At 38.8% G+C, this 20369-nt stretch carries 20 protein-coding genes; 9 read left to right on the top strand and 11 right to left on the bottom strand.

The genetic code is table 11. The annotated features are described in order from the left end of the window. Nucleotides 1–130: 130 nt before the first annotated feature. From B3P16_RS04510 to B3P16_RS04525, 4 genes are all read right to left on the bottom strand, one after another. Entirely contained in the window at nt 131–904 is a 774-nt protein-coding gene (locus B3P16_RS04510) for a succinate dehydrogenase/fumarate reductase iron-sulfur subunit (RefSeq protein WP_175441957.1), read from the bottom strand. A gap of 14 nt (nt 905–918) precedes the next feature. Further along, nucleotides 919–2853: a fumarate reductase/succinate dehydrogenase flavoprotein subunit gene (locus B3P16_RS04515; protein ID WP_286801610.1), complete on the bottom strand. Its 1935-nt coding sequence runs from the start codon at nt 2851–2853 to the stop codon at nt 919–921. A gap of 57 nt (nt 2854–2910) precedes the next feature. Continuing rightward, the gene (locus B3P16_RS04520; RefSeq protein WP_112373907.1) at nt 2911–3681 is read right to left on the bottom strand and encodes a succinate dehydrogenase cytochrome b subunit; all 771 of its coding nucleotides are present in this window, start codon (nt 3679–3681) and stop codon (nt 2911–2913) included. A 171-nt stretch (nt 3682–3852) separates the two neighbouring features. Further along, complete coding sequence (locus B3P16_RS04525; RefSeq protein WP_286841553.1) at nt 3853–4449, bottom strand: porin family protein; 597 nt, start codon at nt 4447–4449, stop codon at nt 3853–3855. Nucleotides 4450–4536: 87 nt separating this feature from the next. On the opposite strand from B3P16_RS04525, the gene B3P16_RS04530 reads away from it, so the two are divergent. From B3P16_RS04530 to pruA, 6 genes are all read left to right on the top strand, one after another. Further along, nucleotides 4537–4746, top strand: coding sequence for a hypothetical protein (locus B3P16_RS04530; protein WP_112373906.1), 210 nt, complete (start codon nt 4537–4539; stop codon nt 4744–4746). Beyond that, nucleotides 4743–5084: a tRNA-binding protein gene (locus B3P16_RS04535; protein WP_112373905.1), complete on the top strand. Its 342-nt coding sequence runs from the start codon at nt 4743–4745 to the stop codon at nt 5082–5084. The genes B3P16_RS04530 and B3P16_RS04535 overlap by 4 nt, the downstream gene beginning before the upstream one ends. Before the next feature lie 9 nt (nt 5085–5093). After that, entirely contained in the window at nt 5094–5561 is a 468-nt protein-coding gene (locus B3P16_RS04540; RefSeq protein WP_286754821.1) for a nucleoside deaminase, read from the top strand. A gap of 101 nt (nt 5562–5662) precedes the next feature. Next, nucleotides 5663–6271: a superoxide dismutase gene (locus B3P16_RS04545; protein ID WP_070561962.1), complete on the top strand. Its 609-nt coding sequence runs from the start codon at nt 5663–5665 to the stop codon at nt 6269–6271. A gap of 150 nt (nt 6272–6421) precedes the next feature. Continuing rightward, nucleotides 6422–7069 carry a peptide-methionine (S)-S-oxide reductase MsrA gene (gene msrA / locus B3P16_RS04550; protein ID WP_070561964.1) on the top strand — a complete coding sequence of 216 codons (648 nt, stop codon included), beginning with the start codon at nt 6422–6424 and terminating at the stop codon, nt 7067–7069. A gap of 168 nt (nt 7070–7237) precedes the next feature. Continuing rightward, nucleotides 7238–8875 (top strand): L-glutamate gamma-semialdehyde dehydrogenase, encoded by a 1638-nt coding sequence (gene pruA, locus B3P16_RS04555; protein ID WP_070561966.1) that lies wholly within the window; start codon nt 7238–7240, stop codon nt 8873–8875. Nucleotides 8876–8933: 58 nt separating this feature from the next. On the opposite strand, the gene B3P16_RS04560 is transcribed toward pruA, so the two are convergent. The 6 genes from B3P16_RS04560 to B3P16_RS04585 form a co-directional block, all read right to left on the bottom strand. Beyond that, nucleotides 8934–10115: a metallophosphoesterase family protein gene (locus tag B3P16_RS04560; protein ID WP_286841555.1), complete on the bottom strand. Its 1182-nt coding sequence runs from the start codon at nt 10113–10115 to the stop codon at nt 8934–8936. A gap of 19 nt (nt 10116–10134) precedes the next feature. Beyond that, the gene (locus B3P16_RS04565) at nt 10135–10902 is read right to left on the bottom strand and encodes an endonuclease/exonuclease/phosphatase family protein (RefSeq protein WP_286710089.1); all 768 of its coding nucleotides are present in this window, start codon (nt 10900–10902) and stop codon (nt 10135–10137) included. A 191-nt stretch (nt 10903–11093) separates the two neighbouring features. Continuing rightward, entirely contained in the window at nt 11094–12119 is a 1026-nt protein-coding gene (gene recA, locus B3P16_RS04570) for a recombinase RecA (protein ID WP_070561972.1), read from the bottom strand. Between the two features lie 67 nt (nt 12120–12186). Beyond that, the gene (nth, locus tag B3P16_RS04575) at nt 12187–12864 is read right to left on the bottom strand and encodes an endonuclease III (protein ID WP_070562044.1); all 678 of its coding nucleotides are present in this window, start codon (nt 12862–12864) and stop codon (nt 12187–12189) included. A 167-nt stretch (nt 12865–13031) separates the two neighbouring features. Further along, nucleotides 13032–13223 (bottom strand): hypothetical protein, encoded by a 192-nt coding sequence (locus B3P16_RS04580; protein ID WP_139144906.1) that lies wholly within the window; start codon nt 13221–13223, stop codon nt 13032–13034. A gap of 80 nt (nt 13224–13303) precedes the next feature. Next, complete coding sequence (locus B3P16_RS04585) at nt 13304–14929, bottom strand: S8 family serine peptidase (protein ID WP_286754825.1); 1626 nt, start codon at nt 14927–14929, stop codon at nt 13304–13306. A 323-nt stretch (nt 14930–15252) separates the two neighbouring features. On the opposite strand from B3P16_RS04585, the gene B3P16_RS04590 reads away from it, so the two are divergent. Next, nucleotides 15253–17358 carry a S9 family peptidase gene (locus B3P16_RS04590; RefSeq protein ID WP_286841557.1) on the top strand — a complete coding sequence of 702 codons (2106 nt, stop codon included), beginning with the start codon at nt 15253–15255 and terminating at the stop codon, nt 17356–17358. 25 nt (nt 17359–17383) lie between these two features. On the opposite strand, the gene B3P16_RS04595 is transcribed toward B3P16_RS04590, so the two are convergent. Beyond that, the gene (locus B3P16_RS04595) at nt 17384–17647 is read right to left on the bottom strand and encodes a hypothetical protein (protein WP_046674987.1); all 264 of its coding nucleotides are present in this window, start codon (nt 17645–17647) and stop codon (nt 17384–17386) included. Between the two features lie 575 nt (nt 17648–18222). Between B3P16_RS04595 and B3P16_RS04600 the strand changes: the two genes are divergently transcribed. Together B3P16_RS04600 and argG are read left to right on the top strand one after the other, a co-directional pair. Further along, nucleotides 18223–18939 carry a GNAT family N-acetyltransferase gene (locus B3P16_RS04600; protein ID WP_070561978.1) on the top strand — a complete coding sequence of 239 codons (717 nt, stop codon included), beginning with the start codon at nt 18223–18225 and terminating at the stop codon, nt 18937–18939. A gap of 161 nt (nt 18940–19100) precedes the next feature. Beyond that, nucleotides 19101–20285 carry an argininosuccinate synthase gene (gene argG / locus B3P16_RS04605; protein WP_286841559.1) on the top strand — a complete coding sequence of 395 codons (1185 nt, stop codon included), beginning with the start codon at nt 19101–19103 and terminating at the stop codon, nt 20283–20285. Nucleotides 20286–20369: the final 84 nt, after the last annotated feature.

Raw genomic sequence — 20369 nt, forward strand, 5'->3', positions numbered from 1 at the left:
TTGCTTTCTTAGGGCAAGGACTTTTATATTATTTTCTGAATAGCCTATTTTAATTGGCTAGAAAGAATCTTCAATCGGTTTCTTAAGCTTTGTTAACGCTATCGAAAACACGAAGGATTTTAATTGCTTATTAAGCGTGCGGTTCTTCTTGTCTGAAGATTTTAGCAGTCAAGTACTCACGGTTTAAGCGAGCAATGTTTGTTAATTTGATTCCTACAGGACATTCTGCTTCGCAAGCACCTGTATTGGTACAGTTACCGAAACCTTCAGCATCCATTTGATCTACCATTGCCTGTGCACGTTCGTAACGCTCAGTTTGGCCTTGAGGTAATAAGGCAAATTGAGATACTTTTGCAGACACAAATAACATTGCAGAAGCATTTTTGCATGCTGCAACACAAGCACCACAACCGATACATGTAGCCGATTCAAATGCTTCGTCAGCGATACGTTTAGGAATCGGAATAACATTGGCATCAGGAACACCACCTGTATTAACATTTACATATCCACCAGCTTGTTGAATGCGGTCAAAAGCCGTACGGTCTGTTGCAAGGTCTTTCAATACAGGGAATGCAGCAGCTCTCCAAGGTTCAATCACGATAGTCTGTCCATCGTGGAAGCTACGCATGTGCAATTGACATGTTGTTGTACCTTCTTTAGGACCGTGAGGGCGACCGTTGATGACTAATGAACACATCCCGCAGATACCTTCACGACAGTCGTGATCGAAATATATAGGATCTTCTCCTTTACGAGTCAATTCTTCATTGACAATATCAAGCATCTCTAAGAAAGACATATCATCAGCGATATCGTTTGCCTGATAAGTTACAAATTGACCTTTATCTTTATCATTTTTTTGACGCCAAACTTTCAGCGTTAAATTCATATGTTGTGCCATGATAATTTTCCTTCTTATTTATAACTTCTTTGTGTTAACTGAACGTTCTCGAATACCAAGTCTTCCTTGTGTAATTCCTCAGGTACATTGTCTCCTTTGTATTCCCAAGCAGATACATAGGCGAATTCATCATCGTTACGTTTTGCTTCACCTTCTTCAGTTTGGCTTTCTAAACGGAAGTGACCACCACAAGACTCCGCGCGTTGCAATGCATCGACTACCATTAACTCACCTAATTCTAAGAAGTCAGCTACGCGACCAGCTTTTTCTAAAGAAAGATTTAATTCTTCATTCTCTCCAAGGACTCTAACGTTTGTCCAGAATTCTTTTTTCAACTCTTGGATCAAACCTTGTGCTTTCTTTAAGCCTTCAGCAGTACGAGCCATACCACAGTATTCCCACATGATGAGACCTAGTTTTTTGTGGATATCATCAACCGTTTCAGTACCGTTTAAAGACAACAATTTGTTGATTTTGTCTTCAACTTCCTTACGTGTAGATTCGAATGCCGGATGGTTGTGATCTACTGGTGCGAATGAACCTAATTTAGCTAAGTAATCACCCACAGTGTAAGGAATTACGAAATAACCATCGGCAAGACCTTGCATCAATGCCGAAGCACCTAAGCGGTTTGCGCCGTGGTCAGAGAAGTTACACTCACCCAATGCATACAAACCTGGGATTGTAGTCATCAAGTTGTAATCAACCCATACGCCACCCATTGTATAGTGAACAGCTGGATAGATACGCATTGGTTGTTTGTAAGGGTTCTCGTCCGTGATTTGGTAGTACATGTCAAATAAGTTACCATATTTAGCACGTACAGCATCTTCGCCTAGACGACCGATAGCTTCTTTAAAATCCAAGAATACCGCAAAACCAGTTTTACCAACACCACGACCATCATCAACAGCTTCTTTTGCATTACGAGATGCCACGTCACGTGGTACCAAGTTACCGAATGAAGGATATTTACGCTCCAAGAAATAATCTCTGTCGTCTTCTTTGATGTCATTGGCTTTGATCTCACCTTTACGCAATCTTTCAGCCATTTCTTGAGTTTTAGGAACCCATACACGGCCGTCATTACGTAGAGACTCTGACATCAATGTCAATTTAGATTGGTGATCACCTGTTACCGGGATACAAGTTGGGTGAATTTGCGTATAACAAGGGTTTGCAAAGTAAGCACCACGTTTGTGCGCTCTCCAAGCTGCTGTAACGTTACATCCCATTGCATTTGTCGACAAGAAGAATACGTTACCGTAACCACCAGTACACATCAATACTGCATGTGCAGCATGCGTTTCGATTTTACCTGAAACCAAGTCACGAGTGACGATACCTTTAGCATGACCATCGATCATAACTAAGTCTAACATCTCATGACGCGTATACGATTTTACTTTCCCTTTTTTGATTTGACGGTTTAACGCTGAATAAGCGCCCAACAACAATTGTTGTCCCGTTTGACCACGTGCATAGAACGTACGGCTAACTTGCGCACCACCGAAAGAACGGTTGTCTAATAGACCTCCGTATTCACGCGCAAAAGGAACACCTTGAGCAACACATTGGTCAATGATGTTGACAGATACCTCAGCCAAACGGTAAACGTTTGCCTCACGTGAGCGGTAGTCACCACCTTTGATTGTATCGTAGAATAAACGGAAAACAGAGTCACCGTCATTTTGGTAGCTCTTTGCTGCATTGATACCACCTTGTGCTGCAATAGAGTGCGCACGACGAGGTGAATCTTGATAACAGAATGTAATTACATTATATCCTAATTCAGCTAAAGACGCTGCTGCAGATGCACCAGCAAGACCTGTACCAACAACAATAACGGTAAATTTACGTTTGTTAGCAGGGTTAACCAACTTAAGATTAAATTTATGATTTGACCACTTTTGGGCTAATGGGCCCGCTGGTACTTTTGAATCTAACATATCTCTTAATTTTATATTAATGAATAGAGCTGCTGCTCTATCTTAAAAGATTCTGAATTATTTAAAGAAGAAAAACAATGGCATTAATACAAAGCCAATTGGGATTAAAACTCCAAATACCCAAACACCTATTACTCTGATGATTCCAATATATCTTCTGTGGTTAAAACCTAAAGTTTGGAATGCAGATTGGAAACCATGAATTAAGTGGAATGCCAATGCTGCCATCGCAATAACATACAATGCGACCAATGCAATATTTTGGAATGCAAAGTCAACTTGCTTGTACAAATCTCTCGCTTTTAAGATTTGAACATTGTTTTCTACCGTTTCTTGGTAGTCGTGGAATTCAGAAGCTTGAAGTTCTCTCGCTGTGGTTTGTCCAGTTGCCAAATCAGTACGGTATTCGATGTACGGCACTTCATCATTGTGAAACTTCCACCAAAAATTAGACATGTGCGTAGCTAAGAATACTAAAATGACAGTACCTAAGATACCCATGTTGCGTGAATTCCACTTGCTGTTTGCTTGACCATCATATTTGGCATAACCAATAGGACGAGCGGCCTTGTTTTTCATCGACAATGTAATAGCGTAGATGACGTGAACAATGACCGAAGCATACAATAAGTAAGAAACAACTTTGATTGGTGTAAAGTGAGTCATAAAATAGGCGTACTTGTTGAACGCTAGACCCGCATCATCTTTAAATAATTGCAAGTTACCAACCAAGTGAACAACTAGGAATAAACATAGGAAGATTCCTGTTAAGCTCATGATTAGCTTCTTCCCAATCGAAGAACTGAAAACTGGCTTTGATTTACTCATTATCCTTGTAATTTAATTTGAATTAGGCAAATCTACTATTTGCTATTAAATATGATACCATTTTGACAAGAAAAAGCAATAATTTAGAACGGTTCTAAAGTCTATACAATTAAAAAGTCCGTTTTGAATAAAAACGGACTTTTCAATTGCATATAAACAAGGTTGGACGAACTATAGCATACTGAATAATCTATAGCCTAACCCGATACTCCACATATTGATTTTTGGATTTGCCTGACTCTCGTTATTTACTTTGTTTAAGCCCATTTCGTATCTAACATCGACACGTAAACTTGAAATGTCAGCTCCTACGCCAAATGCCCAAGCTGTACCACTTTTTTTGTAGTTATTGGGATTCAATTGGTCGATGACTTTATCTTGCTTATCATCTACTTTAAACGAAAATATTGGGCCAGTTTGAATTCTCGCGCCAATCGGACCTAAGCCAAAACGTTTGCCCAATAATACTGGAACATCAACTGTTGTAAATTTAACATCTGTAGATTCCCCATTTTCAGCTTTCACTGTTGTGTTTTTACCTGTTAAGTACACCTCAGGTTGAATATGGAATCCCAAAACACCAACACGTCCATAAAGACCAGCTTGGTAGCCTGCTTTCGTGTCGGAATTGAAATATTTGCCATCGCTTTTAAGTTTGGAGAAGTTCAAACCTCCTTTTACACCCACCTCAAAACCCGGCAAAAGCTGCGCCTGTGCCGTTGCTATGCTACCACAAATCAAAAGTAATGCTGGTAAAATCTTTTTCATAATCTTTTATTTATGTATATATTGTATCTTTAAACAAACTTTTACAGTTCAGTAAAGATATACAAATTTTATACCTAAATCTGAGTTATGCTGAAAATTAACGAAGAACAGTGGCAAGTAGCCAAAGAAAAACTCCGTCGCAAGTACAACCACTTAAGTGATGAAGATTTAGCTTTTAAAGCTGGAGAGGAGGATAAACTGATTGATCGATTGTCTTCTCGTTTGGGCCGTAAACCTTCCTATGTTTTATTTACGATAGGTAAAGAGATCCAGGATATTAGTAGCAACCGATTATGAGTGATGCCATTAGTTGGACCGATTTTGAGAAAGTGGATTTACGGGTAGGAACTATTTTAGAAGTAAAGGACTTTCCGAAAGCTAAAAAGCCAGCCTATCAATTGAAACTTGATTTTGGAGATGAAATTGGTATTTTACAAAGTAGTGCCCAGATTACAGTACACTATAACAAAGAAGAGTTGATTGGAAAGCAAGTGGTCGCAGTTGTGAACTTTCCCAAAAAGCAGATCGCTAATTTCTTTTCGGAGTGTCTCGTGACCGGATTTGCCGACGAAAATGGCGATATTATTTTGACATCCGTCGACAAAAAATTACCAAATGGATCTAAACTTAGTTAAGTTTGTACCATGACATTTATAGATTTTGAAGGAACACAACTCATCGATAGTGACGAGTCGTTCATGCGTATGGCATTGAACGAAGCTAAGGTTGCATACGAAGAGGGGGAGGTACCTATTGGAGCAGTTATTGTTCATCGAGGACGTGTTATAGGGAAAGGTCATAATTTGACGCAGCGATTGAATGATGTGACAGCTCATGCTGAGATGCAGGCTTTTACAGCAGCTGCTAATTACCTTGGAGGCAAATACCTGGATGAATGTACATTATACGTTACCATAGAACCTTGTATTATGTGTGCCGGAGCGGCCTATTGGACACATATTGGTAAAATAGTCTATGGCGCCAAAGATGAAAAGCGTGGCTATTCTCATTTTCACGATAAAATATTACATCCCAAAACAGTCATTACACATGGTATTTTGCAGGAAGAATGTGCTGATTTGGTAAAATCATTTTTTCGTCAAAAACGGTAAGGAAATAATGGATTTAGTGTAACACATAAAAACATAACCGTGTATATTGTGTTATATTTGTATGTATAAACGAAGTAATAAACATTTAAATTAAAATAGATATGGCATTTGAATTAGAAGCGTTACCATACGCAGCCGACGCATTGGAACCACATATTGACAAAACTACAATGGAAATCCACCATGACAGACACCATCAGGCATATGTGGATAACTTAAATAAAGCAATCGCAGGTACAGACGCTGAGAACTTATCGTTATTGGATATCATTAAAAATGTAAGTAAATATTCTGCAGCAGTACGTAACAACGGTGGTGGTCATTACAATCACTCTTTGTTTTGGAAAGTTTTAGGCCCAAATGCTGGTGGAGCTCCAACAGGTGAATTAGCCGAAGCAATCAATGCAACATTTGGTTCATTTGATGAGTTGAAAAAGCAACTTCAAGCAGCTGGTGCAACTCGTTTTGGTTCAGGATGGGCGTGGTTAATCGTTGGTGCTGATGGTAAATTAGCCGTAACTTCTACACCAAACCAAGACAATCCTTTGATGGATGTTGCTGAAGTAAAAGGAAATCCTATTTTAGGTATCGATGTTTGGGAGCACGCTTATTACTTGAAATTCCAAAATAAGCGTCCGGCGTATTTAGAAGAAATTTTTAATGTTATCAATTGGGATGCCGTAGCACAAAACTATGCTGCAGCAAAATAATTGAACATTTGATAGAACCATAGAAAAGCGACAATACTAATTTATTGTCGCTTTTCTATTTTATAAACAAAACCTCAGTTGTATTTGTTTATAAGACCATAGTAGAACACTACAGTATAATAGTTAACTCCACGATCATACCCGCTACTGATGAAAAATATTTTAATGCTATTAGCAGCACTTTTTATTTTAGGCTCCTGCCAGGGACAGCAGGCAAAAAAAACTGATTTCTCGAAGTTACCGGCAAAAAATACGGCAAGTTTGGATACAGCGACATTTGCGGCAGGTTGTTTTTGGTGTACTGAGGCACAATTCAAAGAGTTAAAGGGGGTTGTACATGTTGTTTCAGGATATACTGGCGGATGGGTAGCAAATCCAAGTTATACGCAGGTTTGTACAGGGAGCACAGGGCATGCGGAAGCAACCAATATTATTTTTGATCCAAAAGTGATCAGCTACGACAAACTATTGGAGGCCTTCTTTGTCGCACATGATCCAACAGAGCTCAATCGCCAGGGGAATGATATCGGCACCCAATATCGCTCGGCTATTTTTGTGCACGATAAAGAGCAGCTTGACAAGACGCAGTATTATCTTTCGGCGTTAGAAAAAGAGCATGTTTTCAATAAACCTATTGTAACCGAAGTAGTTCCGGCAACAGTCTTTTATCCTGCAGAAGACTATCATCAAGATTATTACAGATTAAATGGGAAAGAACCATACTGCCAATTGGTGATTAAACCGAAATTGGAAAAATTTAAACGTATCTTTTCCAAGGTGCTCAAAGAGGGACAGTAACTTTGGGTATTCATAAAATTTGAGGTAATTTTACTTCTATTAACGCTATTTAGTATCATGCTAACAAGTTGAAACCATGGTTTCTCATGCAAATAATGGAACGAACAAACTTGATAGCTTCATGATTCATTGATAGCATTTTTTGGATGAATAATTAATAATTGTAATATGTCTAAAGGATTTTTTACAGTTCCTGTTCCTACCAATGAACCGGTGTATACTTACGCTGTCGGAACGAAAGAACGTAAATTGTTGAAAGCAGCAATTGATGAGGCACGTTCGAAACAAATCGATATCCCAATGTATATTGGTGGTAAAGAAATCACTACTTCTAAAAAAGTAAACCTAGCTCCTCCACATGACCACCAACATATTTTAGGTCAATACAATCAAGGCGATAAATCTCACGTAACAGATGCAATCAATGCTGCTTTGGCGGCAAAAAAGGATTGGGAAAATCTTACTTGGGAGGATCGTGCTGCAATCTTTTTAAAAGCTGCTGAATTAATTTCGGGAAAATACCGTTATGAGTTGAATGCTGCTACAATGTTGGGGCAATCGAAGAACCCCTATCAGGCAGAAATTGATTCGGCATGTGAGATTGTGGATTTCTTGCGTTTCAATGTACAGTACATGAGCGAAATCTATAAGCAACAACCTCCTATATCAGGTAAAGGTGTTTGGAACCGTGTAGAACAACGTCCTCTTGAAGGTTTTGTATTTGCATTGACTCCATTTAATTTTACAGCTATTGCGGGTAATTTACCGTCGTGTGTTGCAATGATGGGTAATGTTGTTGTATGGAAACCATCCAATACCCAAATCTATTCAGCAAATGTATTGATGAAAATTTTCCGTGAAGCTGGTCTTCCGGATGGTGTAATCAACTTGGTGTATGTTTCAGGTCCTGATGCAGGTGATGTGATTTTCCAACACCCAGATTTCGCAGGTATCCATTTCACTGGCTCAACAGGAGTATTCCAAGACATTTGGAAAACGATCGGTAACAATATCCACCGTTATAAAACATATCCACGTATTGTTGGTGAGACTGGTGGTAAGGATTTTATCGTTGTACACCCTTCGGCTGATTTGAAGGTTGCGAATACAGCTTTAGTTCGTGGTGCTTTTGAATACCAAGGCCAGAAATGTTCTGCTGCCTCACGTGCATATATTCCTAAATCATTGTGGCCAGCATTGAAAGAATCTATGACGAATGACGTAAAATCTTTTACAATCGGCGGAACAGAGGATTTCACGAACTTTTTCAATGCTGTCATTGATGAGAAGTCGTTTGATAAATTAGCGAAGTATATCGACAGAGCTAAAGAATCTAATGAAGCAGAAATTGTAGTTGGTGGTACATACGATAAATCTAAAGGATATTTCATCCATCCAACAATCATTGAGGCTTCAAAACCAGATTACGAGACCATGGTTGAGGAATTGTTCGGACCTGTGCTGACGGTATATGTTTACGAGGATGCTAAGTTTGAAGAAACGTTAGCTATTGTTGATACAACATCTATTTATGCCTTGACAGGATCAATCATTGCGCAAGATCGTTATGCCATTAATTTAGCAACAGATAAATTGAGACATGCTGCGGGTAACTTCTATGTGAATGATAAGTGTACAGGTGCTGTCGTAGGTCAACAACCGTTTGGTGGTGCTAGAGGTTCGGGTACAAACGACAAAGCAGGATCAATGATCAATTTGCTTCGTTGGGTATCTCCTCGTACAATTAAAGAGACGTTTAATCCAGATACAGATTATAGATATCCTTTCTTGGAAAAGGGAGAATAAAGAAGCTAGCATAACAGCTTTGTTAAAATAGAAAAAGGCGCTTATAAAGCGCCTTTTTCTATTTTTTAAATAATCCCAATTCTGTTCCGTCGTCTCTAGTCATCCGAATATTCAATGACTTGTTGTTCCCGGCCACATCGATGATGGTTCTTTTCCCCGCTTTTGGACCACCACCTATAAAGACAGGGTAATTGTGGTCTTTATCTGCTGAATAGTATCCATATTGATGGGTGTGGCCCGAGATCATGGCATCAATTTTATATTTCTGAAACAAGGGATGGAAACATGCTCTGTTATCCAGGGTGCCATGCCAGTCGTCCGAATGAAAAATTGGAATATGGCTAATGACAACAGTATGTTGAGCACGCTTTCTTTCTTTGGATTGGAGGACCTGTTCCAGCCATTGAGCCTGTTCTTTTCTGTAGTTATCGTAATCGACTGTTCCGGCGTATACCTCATGATTGTCAGGCTTGTCTTCGCCACTGTCTAGCATGATCCAAAAAATAGGCCCTCTTTTAAAGGCTTGGTAATACTTGTTGTCCGGATAACCAAAATATCGTTTGAAATTACGTGCGAAAGATCCCCTTGTCTCATGGTTTCCTCGATTCATGATGAATGGTTTGCTTGTCGCAAAAAATTCAATTGGCTTTAGCAATTTCTCTGTGATATCTTGCTGATTGGTGACATAATGAAATGAGTCTCCATTTATCACAAAGAAATCGTAAGGCGCGATATCCTGATTTGGGATAAGGTCATGATAACTGCTCTTTTCCTCATGTACATCGTTATATACAAGACAGCGAATCTGCTCTTGATCGCTCTTGGCTAATTTAGCCTCAAAAATAGGTGTTTCTATTTCTTGGCCATATACAATTTTATAAGGATCGAATTTTTGGACTTCCTTCGCCTTGATGCGATAGCGAAATGAGCGCGGCGCGTCCTCAATTGTAAAATGAAAAAAGTCAGTATTGGCGTTGATCATCCCATCTTCGGATTGGTAGATTTTTTTATGGACATTTCCTGCGTTATCGAGAATCTCGAGCCAAGCAAAAGCCTCTTTGCTCAAAATTGTAAAAATACTGACGCCTGTTTCCGTTTGATTCTGTAGATAGGCAGGTACGAGAAAACTGAACTCGCCTTCTGCCTCATTTGCTTCTTTTTCTTGCGCGACGCTTATATTCGGTAATGTAATCCCAGCCAGCGCCAGGACTTCTAAAAATCTTCTTCTGTTAAAATTCATATTTAAAGGTCACAAGTGGTTATTTAATATTTATCTCGACATATAATGGACGATGATCACTAGCGTATTTCTCGTCCAAAATTCGATGGTTAGAAAACCTTGCGGCAACTGTTTTATTGATCATGATATAATCAATTTCAGTAGTGGGTTTATCTTGAGGAAACGTAAATCCATTGGCAATACTGCTTTTTGTGAATATTTTGCTAAGTTCAATAATCGCTGGATCATTGGGCTCGGAGTTCAAATCACCGACAAGGATGGTGGGTAACTTTTCGTTTTTGAAGCGATTGGTGATAAATTTTGCCTGTTCGATTTTGTTTTTGTCTTTCAGGTCAAGGTGTGTATTCGCAAATAAGAGTTTCTTTTTGTGAATAGTGACTTCGATTACAGATAAACTACGTGTTTCGCTTTCCACAGGTGAGGGTAGAAGGTGTTTTTCTACACGTTCAATCGGATTTTTTGACAATATGGCGGTGCCATATTCACCTTTATCCAAGTCTATTCCTTTGGAAAATATATAGTGCATGCCTGTTAATTCGGCTAATTTCTTGGCTTGATTTTCAAAATATGATCTACCGAGATTAACATCGATTTCCTGAAGACCTACAATGTCAGCTTTGGAATTTTTAATAATCTTGGCAACCGTGTCAAGATTGATAATAGATTCTTTTTCAGTGGGTGGGTTTCCATGATGGATATTGAACGAGAGTACGCGTATTGTTTGTGCATGTAGATGGAATACTGAGCTTAGCAGTATCAGAAGGAATAGAATTAGTTTACGATTCATTGTTTATATTAAGTTTAGCATTTGGATGTCAGGCGTTTTTAATTCGCCTTTCTAAAATTAATAAAATCTATGAGTACAAATTGAAAACTTTGGACATGTAACAAAATAATCATCTAAGCACTTGAACTTTCGCAAAAAAATAGCCATCCTAAACAGGATGGCTACCTACATTATACTAATTTTTACAGGAACTAGTCTTCGTTTTCCTCGGTGTTAAGCATTGGATCTTCTCCTGTCACTTCAGCGCGGATTTTAGCTTCAAGTTCGTCCATTAAATCTGGATTGTCGAATAATAAGGCTTTAACAGCGTCTCGACCTTGTCCTAATTTGGTCTCACCATAGCTAAACCAGGAGCCTGCTTTTTTAATAATACCATATTCAACACCTAGATCAATGATTTCACCTACTTTAGAGATACCTTCACCAAAGATGATATCAAATTCCGCTATGCGGAACGGAGGGGCTACTTTATTTTTTACAATCTTCACTTTTACGCGGTTACCCGATACTTCATCAGAATCTTTGATTTGTGATGTACGACGGATATCTAAACGTACAGAAGCGTAAAATTTTAAGGCATTACCACCAGTTGTTGTTTCTGGGTTACCAAACATGACACCAATTTTTTCACGCAATTGGTTGATGAAAATACAACAACAGTTTGTTTTTGAAATTGTACCTGTTAACTTACGTAAAGCCTGAGACATCAAACGAGCTTGAAGCCCCATTTTAGAATCGCCCATTTCGCCTTCGATCTCGCCTTTTGGTACCAAAGCCGCAACGGAGTCAATGACAATAACGTCGATTGCACCAGAACGGATTAGGTTATCAGCAATTTCTAAACCTTGCTCACCATTATCCGGTTGAGAAATCAATAAATTTTCTACATCTACGCCTAATTTTTGAGCGTAATATTTATCAAAAGCATGTTCAGCATCAATGATTGCTGCAATACCGCCTTTTTTTTGTGCCTCTGCAACAATGTGAGTTGCTAAGGTAGTTTTACCCGAAGATTCAGGTCCGTATATTTCAATGATACGGCCTTTTGGTACACCGCCAATGCCTAAGGCGATATCCAAGCCTAGAGATCCTGTAGAAATAGCTTCGATCGGCTCAACAGCAGTATCCCCTAACTTCATAATTGAACCTTTTCCAAAGTTCTTCTCCAATTTATCTAACGTCAGCTGTAAAGCCTTTAGTTTATCTGTGTTGCTCATATTTTTAGTATATATTTCTCAAAATTAAAAATTAAAAATCATAAACCAAATATTTTCACTAAAAAAATTAGCTTTTTGTTTCTGATATAGCTGAAACACTTTTTATATGGTGATTTTTTTCAAAGTATTTGCACATATAAGTAATAGGGCATTTCTCACACATTGGTTTTCGGGCCAGACATATGTAACGTCCGTGTAAGATCAGCCAATGATGAGCAATGGCAATTGTATCTTTGGGTAGATTTTTTACCAACTGTTTTTCTACAGCCAATGGCGTTGTCGCACGATAGGTTAGCCCAAGACGATTTGCAACACGAAAAACATGGGTATCTACGGCCATCGCCGGATTATGATAAACAACAGATGAAATGACATTAGCAGTTTTTCGACCTACACCCGGAAGTTTCACAAGATCCTCAATTTTTTCGGGTACAATGTTGTTGAACTTTTCAATCAGTAGTTGAGCCATTCCAACAAGGTGTTTGGCCTTGTTATTTGGATAGCTTACGGATCGTATATAGCTAAACACCTCGTCTACACTAGAAGCTGCCAAACTGTGTGCATCAGGGTAGCGTTCAAACAATTTGGGCGTGACTTGGTTGATCCTTTTATCTGTACACTGTGCAGATAAAATAACAGCGACCAGTAATTCAAACGGATTACTATAGTTGAGTTCTGTCTGTGCGTCAGGACTATTTTTGGAGAAATAATCTACGAAAGCCTTGTATCGTTCTTGTTTTAACATCGGTTCAAAACTAGCCAAAATTTCCATCAAAAAAGAAATTTTGAAACCTACTACATGGTGAATACTCTGATTTTAATGTGCAAAACGGAAGGGAAGTCTCAACTGTTTTGGATCATAGATAAATCAAGACGATATTAAGGTTAAAAAATAAGGCCTAATCTCCCAGATTAGGCCTTTCTTTTTTCCAGTTGTTTCGAATATGCCAGGATATTCTCTACACTTCTTTTGCTTGGATGAAGCAACATTTTTGGTAATTGAAGTTTCAATTCATTTTCTATGTCCTCGTCTGTCATTACCTTCTCGTTTTGGGTTAGCAAATTTTGAACTTCGTTTTCTGATTGGGTAAAGTTTTCTACCATAAGCATCTGTTGTTTTGTCTCTGTAAGTTAAATAATTAAACGGACAAAAGATAGTTTTGGTATAAAAAACGAGAAAATATTTATTTTTTCTTTTTGTTGGTATATTCTTCTGCTTTTATAATGGCGTTATAAGCATTGACGATTCCTCCGGTGACCGAGATGTCCGCTAATCGAACCGTTTTGGTGGCATCTTCACCAACCTTTATCTGTACCAGTTGGTTCGGCTTTTCCACCGATTCCATAATAATCTGTTTGGTTTCCACCGCGCTCAAATTGGGATAATAAGATCGAATCATTGCCGCCAGACCAGCGACAACGGGCGCAGCCATACTCGTGCCCTGTTCTTCTTTATACTTGGAATCTGGTACCGTTGAGTTGATGTGGACGCCAGGAGCAAAAACGTCGACCGTTTTTTTGCCATAATTGGAAAAATCGGCTAATAGTTCATTGTCCAAATGAAGACCGGTTGCGCCTACGGTGATCCATGCATTGGCAACTCCGGTGGTATCACCTTTTCCATCCGTATAATACTTCATTGGAAAATTAGGTTCTATATCGTTATCTTCACTGTCATTTCCTGCGGCATGAACCATCAATACATCTTTGGATTCAGCATATCTGATGGCATCGTCTACGGCCTGCTTATTATGGGCATAACTTTTCCCAAAGCTCATGTTCAGTACTTTGGCTCCGTTGTCTGCAGCGTAGCGAATAGCATTTGCGACGTCTTTGTCACGCTCATCACCATCAGGGACGAGTCTAACCGTGAGTATTTTAACGTTATCCGCTACTCCATTGATACCGATATTATTATTGCGTTTTGCACCGATAATTCCTGCGACATGGCTGCCATGTAATGCATCTGGTCCCTTTACGTCCGCGTTGCCATAATGGCGCTCTGAAGCATCTTCATAATTATCGCCAACAATAGGTCGAGAATCGTATGCTTTGTTTAAATGATAATCAACTTGATTGTTGAAATATTTTGCACCTTCGGTGATATCATCAAAAAATTTGGCAAAGCCGCCGTTGTGGATTTCATCCTTTGCATAGCCCAGTGCGATGCGTTGCGTATTTGTGGTCGCTTTGAAATTGTCTATGTCCTCCTGTGTGATATCCTCGGGCTTTTTACCTATTTCACGTACCACAGCGTCTATGTTGCGTTTGAGCGCATCGTACGAAAATTGACCCATTTTAGCTTCTTCTAGCTTGTTTTTATATTTGGCAAGCATTTTTTGATAACTAGCGAAAGCTTTTCGACCAGCTTCATTGAGTTCTGTTGCCGCTGTGATGTTTGCAAACTTTTCGTCCAGTATCCTAAGCTGTCTTGTCAGTTCAAGGTTGTCGAACTGAACATCTTCTCCATTGGCGTTTCCAATAAAGTTCCAGCCATATTTATCATTGATATAGCCATTGCCATCATTATCTATACCATTTGCAAGACTATCCTTCACATTGATCCACACGACATCTTTGAGGTCCTCGTGATAAACATCCACACCTCCATCCAATACGCCAACGATGACTGGAGTGGATTTTCTCCCTTTCAATAAAGTTTTATACGTTTTTTCGGTACTGATTCCCATCACCCCATCCGTTTTATAGTCCAAATTAAACCAATTTGCTGGAATGGTATCCGATTGTCCGAAAGAGATAAGTGGCAATGAGCCTAAAGCAATTAGATATAGTGATTTTTTTAAATTCATATGTAAATAATTCTTAATGAAGTGTCTGCTTTCAATGATTGCCATGAACGCATTCCACCTGGTTATTCTCTCCTGTGTGTTTTAATTTTTTTTCAAGAGCGTGCCTGCTCATTTATTCCTAACTATAGCAGAATAGCAAAGATAATGCTAATGCTTCTTCTGAACTGTTAATTTTTATTAAAAGTATTTATAATCCATATCTCTTATTAAACTGTTGACGAAATATCTTAAATTCAAATCTTTCTAGGAGGCTCCTGTTTTATGGGATGGTCCGGACAGCAGAATGAGAAAGCGTTTATATTAAATAGCGAATAAGAAAGCGAATGCAACAAAATAAAAAAATAGTTTGGCCTAATGTAATGGCCCCAATGGCAGCAGTTTACCCTCATGTAAGAAACATACATGATGATGCTGTGCGAGATGATTATTATTGGATGATTGATTACTTTAAAAAAGGAGAAAAAGCTCAAGAAGTTATTGACTATCTGGAAAAGGAAAACGATTACACCAGTTTGATGCTTCAGGATACAGTAGACCTACAGGAGGATCTTTTTCACGAATTGAAGTCCCGTATTAAGGAAAAAGACGAGTCGGTACCTTATTTCAAAAATGGCTACTACTATTATAGCCGTACGGAAGAGGGGAAACAGTATTTTAAATTCTGTCGGAAAAAGGGTACGCTTGAGGGCGAAGAAGAAGTGCTATTGGATGTAGATCAGCTTGCCCAAGGGCATGCATATTATACGGCAAAGGGATTTTCGGTTAGTCCGGATAATCGTTTGCTTGCCTTTAGTGTGGATACCGTATCCCGGAGGGAATATACCATATTTATCAAAAATATTGAGACCGGAGAAATTTATCCCGACCAGATAAAGAATACAGAGGGGGCAGCGATATGGGGAAATGATAACCTGACGTTGTTTTATACGGCTAAAAATCCTGTAACTTTACTTAGCGAGAGGATTATGCGACATACATTGGGCAGCGATACAAAAGCGGATGTGGCCGTGTATGAAGAGAAAGATAATACAAATTATATTGCTGTCGGGAAATCCAAAAATGGAAAATATATCATCATCAATTCTGAAGGGACATTGTCTTCAGAAATTTGGATATTGAATGCTGATTTACCGCAGTCGGAATTTCGCGTTTTTCAGCCAAGGATACACAATGTTCTCTATTCGGTCATTGCATTGGACGATCGCTTTTTAATTCTGACCAATGATGAGGCCATCAATTTTCAAATCATGCAATGTCCCTTAGATCGTACAGAGCGCGGTAACTGGCAGACATTCATCGATCATCGACCGGATGTATTGGTCAGCGATATTGAAGAGTTTAAGGGTTTTCTAGCTATTGCTGAACGAAAAAACGGATTGACTCAATTGGCAATTTATAATTTAAAGAGTCAGCATCAGCACTATTTGGATTTCGGAGAAGTTGCCTATACGGTATACCCGGGTATTAATGTTGAATACAACAGTGATAAGTTACGATATGGCTATACTTCTTTAGTGACACCAAGCTCAGTCTATGAATATGATATGGCTAAGCAGAAGAAAATATTATTAAAGCAACAGGAGATTTTGGGAGGGTATGACCAAACCGCGTATATCACCGAACGTGTTTTTGCAACAGCAAGAGATGGTGTTCAAGTGCCCATCTCTATTGTTTATAAAAAGGGAACCAAACTTGATGGTTCAGCTCCATTATTGCAATATGCCTACGGATCTTATGGTGCGTCGATGGATCCCACTTTTTCGAGCAATCGACTAAGTCTGTTGGATCGTGGATTTATCTATGCCTTGGCACATATCAGAGGCGGTGAGGAAATGGGGCGCCAATGGTATGAAGATGGAAAAATGATGCACAAGATGAATACCTTTTATGATTTTGTGGATTGTGGTAAATACCTGATTGATCAACATTATTGTATGCCCGAACATCTCTATGCGCAAGGGGGAAGTGCCGGAGGTTTGCTGATGGGTGTAATCGCTAATATTGCGCCTGAGCAATATCATGGCATAATAGCTCAGGTACCATTTGTAGATGTGGTGAATACCATGTTGGATGATACAATACCGTTGACTACAAATGAGTATGATGAATGGGGTAACCCCAATGAGAAGGAAGCCTATTATTATATGAAGGCCTATTCTCCATATGAAAACATTGAAGCAAAAGAATACCCTAATTTATTGGTCACAACCGGGCTGCACGATAGTCAGGTGCAGTATTTTGAACCAGCAAAATGGGTAGCAAAACTGAGAGCTACTAAAATAGGAGATGCGGTTTTACTGTTAAAAACAGATATGGATTATGGTCATGGTGGGGCATCGGGTCGATTTGACTATTTAAAGGAAATTGCATTGGAATATGCTTTTCTCTTTAAATTGGAAGGGATTATTCCAATTTATACAAATGAATAATAAAAAAGCGGCATTAGCCGCTTTTTTATTGTTGAGCATGATTAATGCTATCCTGTTGTTTTTGTAAACGCTCTTCCCGCTCGATCTCTCTCGAGTCGATCTGATGCTGTTGATAATTGTCCATGGCCACTTTACTGGCTTTCTGCGATACGTAAATCGCTAATAGGGCAACAATAGTAATGATTGCTATTCCCCAGGCATATTTATGTTTGTCCTGTTTGACGAGCCAATACATAAAGATAATGTAAGGGACAGCAAAAATAAGATAGAAAATTAAACTCGGTGACATACTATTCTCCATTAAATGATCCCTACAAAAGTATTGTTTTTGACTAAAAATAACGAACCGATAGGAAAAACAACAATTTCAATTGATAAAGCCTTAAACCTTTATACGTTTTGTTGTCAAATTAATATCGCTAATGTGCGCGGTCTATTGCCGGCTTATTGCGGATTAATTGCTTGAAAATGAAGCTTACAACGCGGTTTTGATGGTAGATTGTAAATTTTTGATTTTTGCAAAAAATCAATTAGAATATTGTGGAAAAGAAAAAAATATTTTTATACATTTGCATCGTCAGAAACAATTGACAGCGCATTAAAAAATGAAACAGAACAAAAAGAACGATTATTCTTATACTCAAGCTTTTGAGAAGTTTATGAGGAAGGTCTTCTGTGCTTTCATTTTTGTAGAAATACCTGTTTTACGCCTCCGACGACCTATACTACCTCGGGCTTGATTTGAGGTAGTGAATCTTTCCAAGCAAGACCATGATTGTCCGATGGTTTTGAATCCATTATTTTAATTTATTTAGTAACAAAACACGACAGTAGTTGTTGTTTTATTATTAGGGTCGTAAGTCAATGACTATATCAGATTTTTTAATTATCCCGGCTAAACCTGAGCATGCACATTATGCAGAGGTTATTTGCGACGAAATGTTCGAGTCTGCAAAGGCTCGTGGTACTGGTATTGCGCGTCGTAAACCAGAATACGTTGCCAACAAGATGAATGAAGGTAAAGCAGTGATTGCTTTACATAGAGATGGCCGATGGGCAGGTTTTTGTTATATAGAAACTTGGGGGCATGGTGATTATGTTGCGAACTCAGGTTTGATTGTCAATCCCGAATTCAGAAAAGTCGGTTTGGCAAAAGCGATCAAAAAAAGAGTCTTCGAACTTTCCCGTGAGAAATACCCTAAAGCGAAGATCTTTGGTTTGACAACCGGGTTTGCCGTGATGAAAATCAACTCAGAACTAGGCTATGAACCGGTTCCATATTCCGAATTGACCTCCGATGATGAATTTTGGAAGGGTTGTCAAAGTTGCGTGAATTATGAAATTCTGATGAGCAAAGACCGTAAAAACTGTATGTGTACAGCCATGCTTTGGGACCCTGAAGAGAAAGAACGTGAATTGCGAGAGAAGATCCAGCGCAAGCATGAAGCGAAAGAACGCTTGGAAAGAATTACACAAAAACAGTCTCTGCTAAAGCGTATACAGGCGAAGTTTTGGAAATCGGCCAATAAATTTATTGCCGTCAATTTTCCGAAGCATAACAAAGTCGCAAAAGGATATTAAGCTAAAGCTGAGCGATTATATTGAAAATAGATGTAACAGGTAACTGAAGACGTTCATAATAACAAGATCAGTTCAAGGTTCTCTCAACATAATAATAAAAAACCGAGTGAAACGAGCTTAAGTCAGCCGTTGAAAACAAACACTCATAAAATAACATTCTAATGAAAAAAGTAGTTTTAGCATTTAGTGGCGGATTAGATACTTCATTCTGTTGTATTTATCTTACACAAGATTTAGGTTTAGAAGTTCATTCCGTAGTTGTAAATACAGGTGGTTTTTCGGATGAAGAATTAAAAAATATTGAAGAACGTGCTTATGCTTTAGGTGTGAAATCACATACAGCTATAGACGAAACGGCAGACTATTACCGCGAAACTATTAAATTTTTGATTTTTGGCAATGTGTTAAAAAATGCGACTTATCCATTGTCAGTATCTGCTGAGCGTGTATGCCAAGCAACCGCAATTGCAAACTACGCAAAGAAAATTGGTGCTGAATGTGTTGCTCATGGATCTACCGGTGCAGGAAACGACCAAGTACGTTTCGATATGATTTTCCAGACCCTGATTCCAGGAGTGGAAATTATCACCCCAATCCGTGATCTGCAATTGTCGCGTGAAGCCGAAATTGAGTATTTGAATAAGCATGGTGTAGAGTATTCTGCTGAAAAAGCAAAATACTCCATCAATAAAGGACTTTGGGGTACTTCTGTTGGTGGAGTAGAAACATTGACATCCAACCAATATTTGCCTGAATCGGCATGGCCAACTCCAGTGACTTCTTCAGAGCCACAACAAATTACAATCGATTTTGAAAAAGGAGAGCCTGTGGCCTTAAATGGTGAGAAAATGGCTTCTGTTAAAGTGATTCAAGAATTACAGGCAATCGCTCAACCATACGGTATTGGCCGTGATATCCACGTGGGTGATACCATCATTGGTATCAAAGGTCGTGTGGGTTTTGAAGCTGCTGCTTCTGTCATTTTAATTAAGGCACACCATGCCTTAGAAAAACATACCTTGACCAAATGGCAATTGTCTTGGAAAGACCAAATCGCTGCTTTCTATGGAAATTATATGCACGAAGGCCAAATGCACGATCCCGTTATGCGTGATATTGAAGCATTCTTGCAATCTTCACAAGAAACAGTGACTGGCCGAGTGATTGTTGAACTTCACCCATACCGTTTTGTCGTCATTGGTGTCGAGTCTGAACACGATTTGATGTCCAATAAATTCGGTAGCTATGGTGAGATGAATAAGGGCTATACAGGTGACGATGTGAAAGGTTTCTCCAAAATTTTTGGAAATCAAACCATCATTTGGCACAAAGTGAATAAAAAATAAACCGTGTTTTGTGCCCTGTATTTTTTCTTAACGTAAAATTGATAAGAAAAAATACAGGGCATAATGGGGGACAACACATCCCTA

The sequence above is a fragment of the Sphingobacterium sp. UBA7631 genome, from assembly GCF_002483935.1.
In the GTDB taxonomy this organism is placed as follows: domain Bacteria; phylum Bacteroidota; class Bacteroidia; order Sphingobacteriales; family Sphingobacteriaceae; genus Sphingobacterium; species Sphingobacterium multivorum.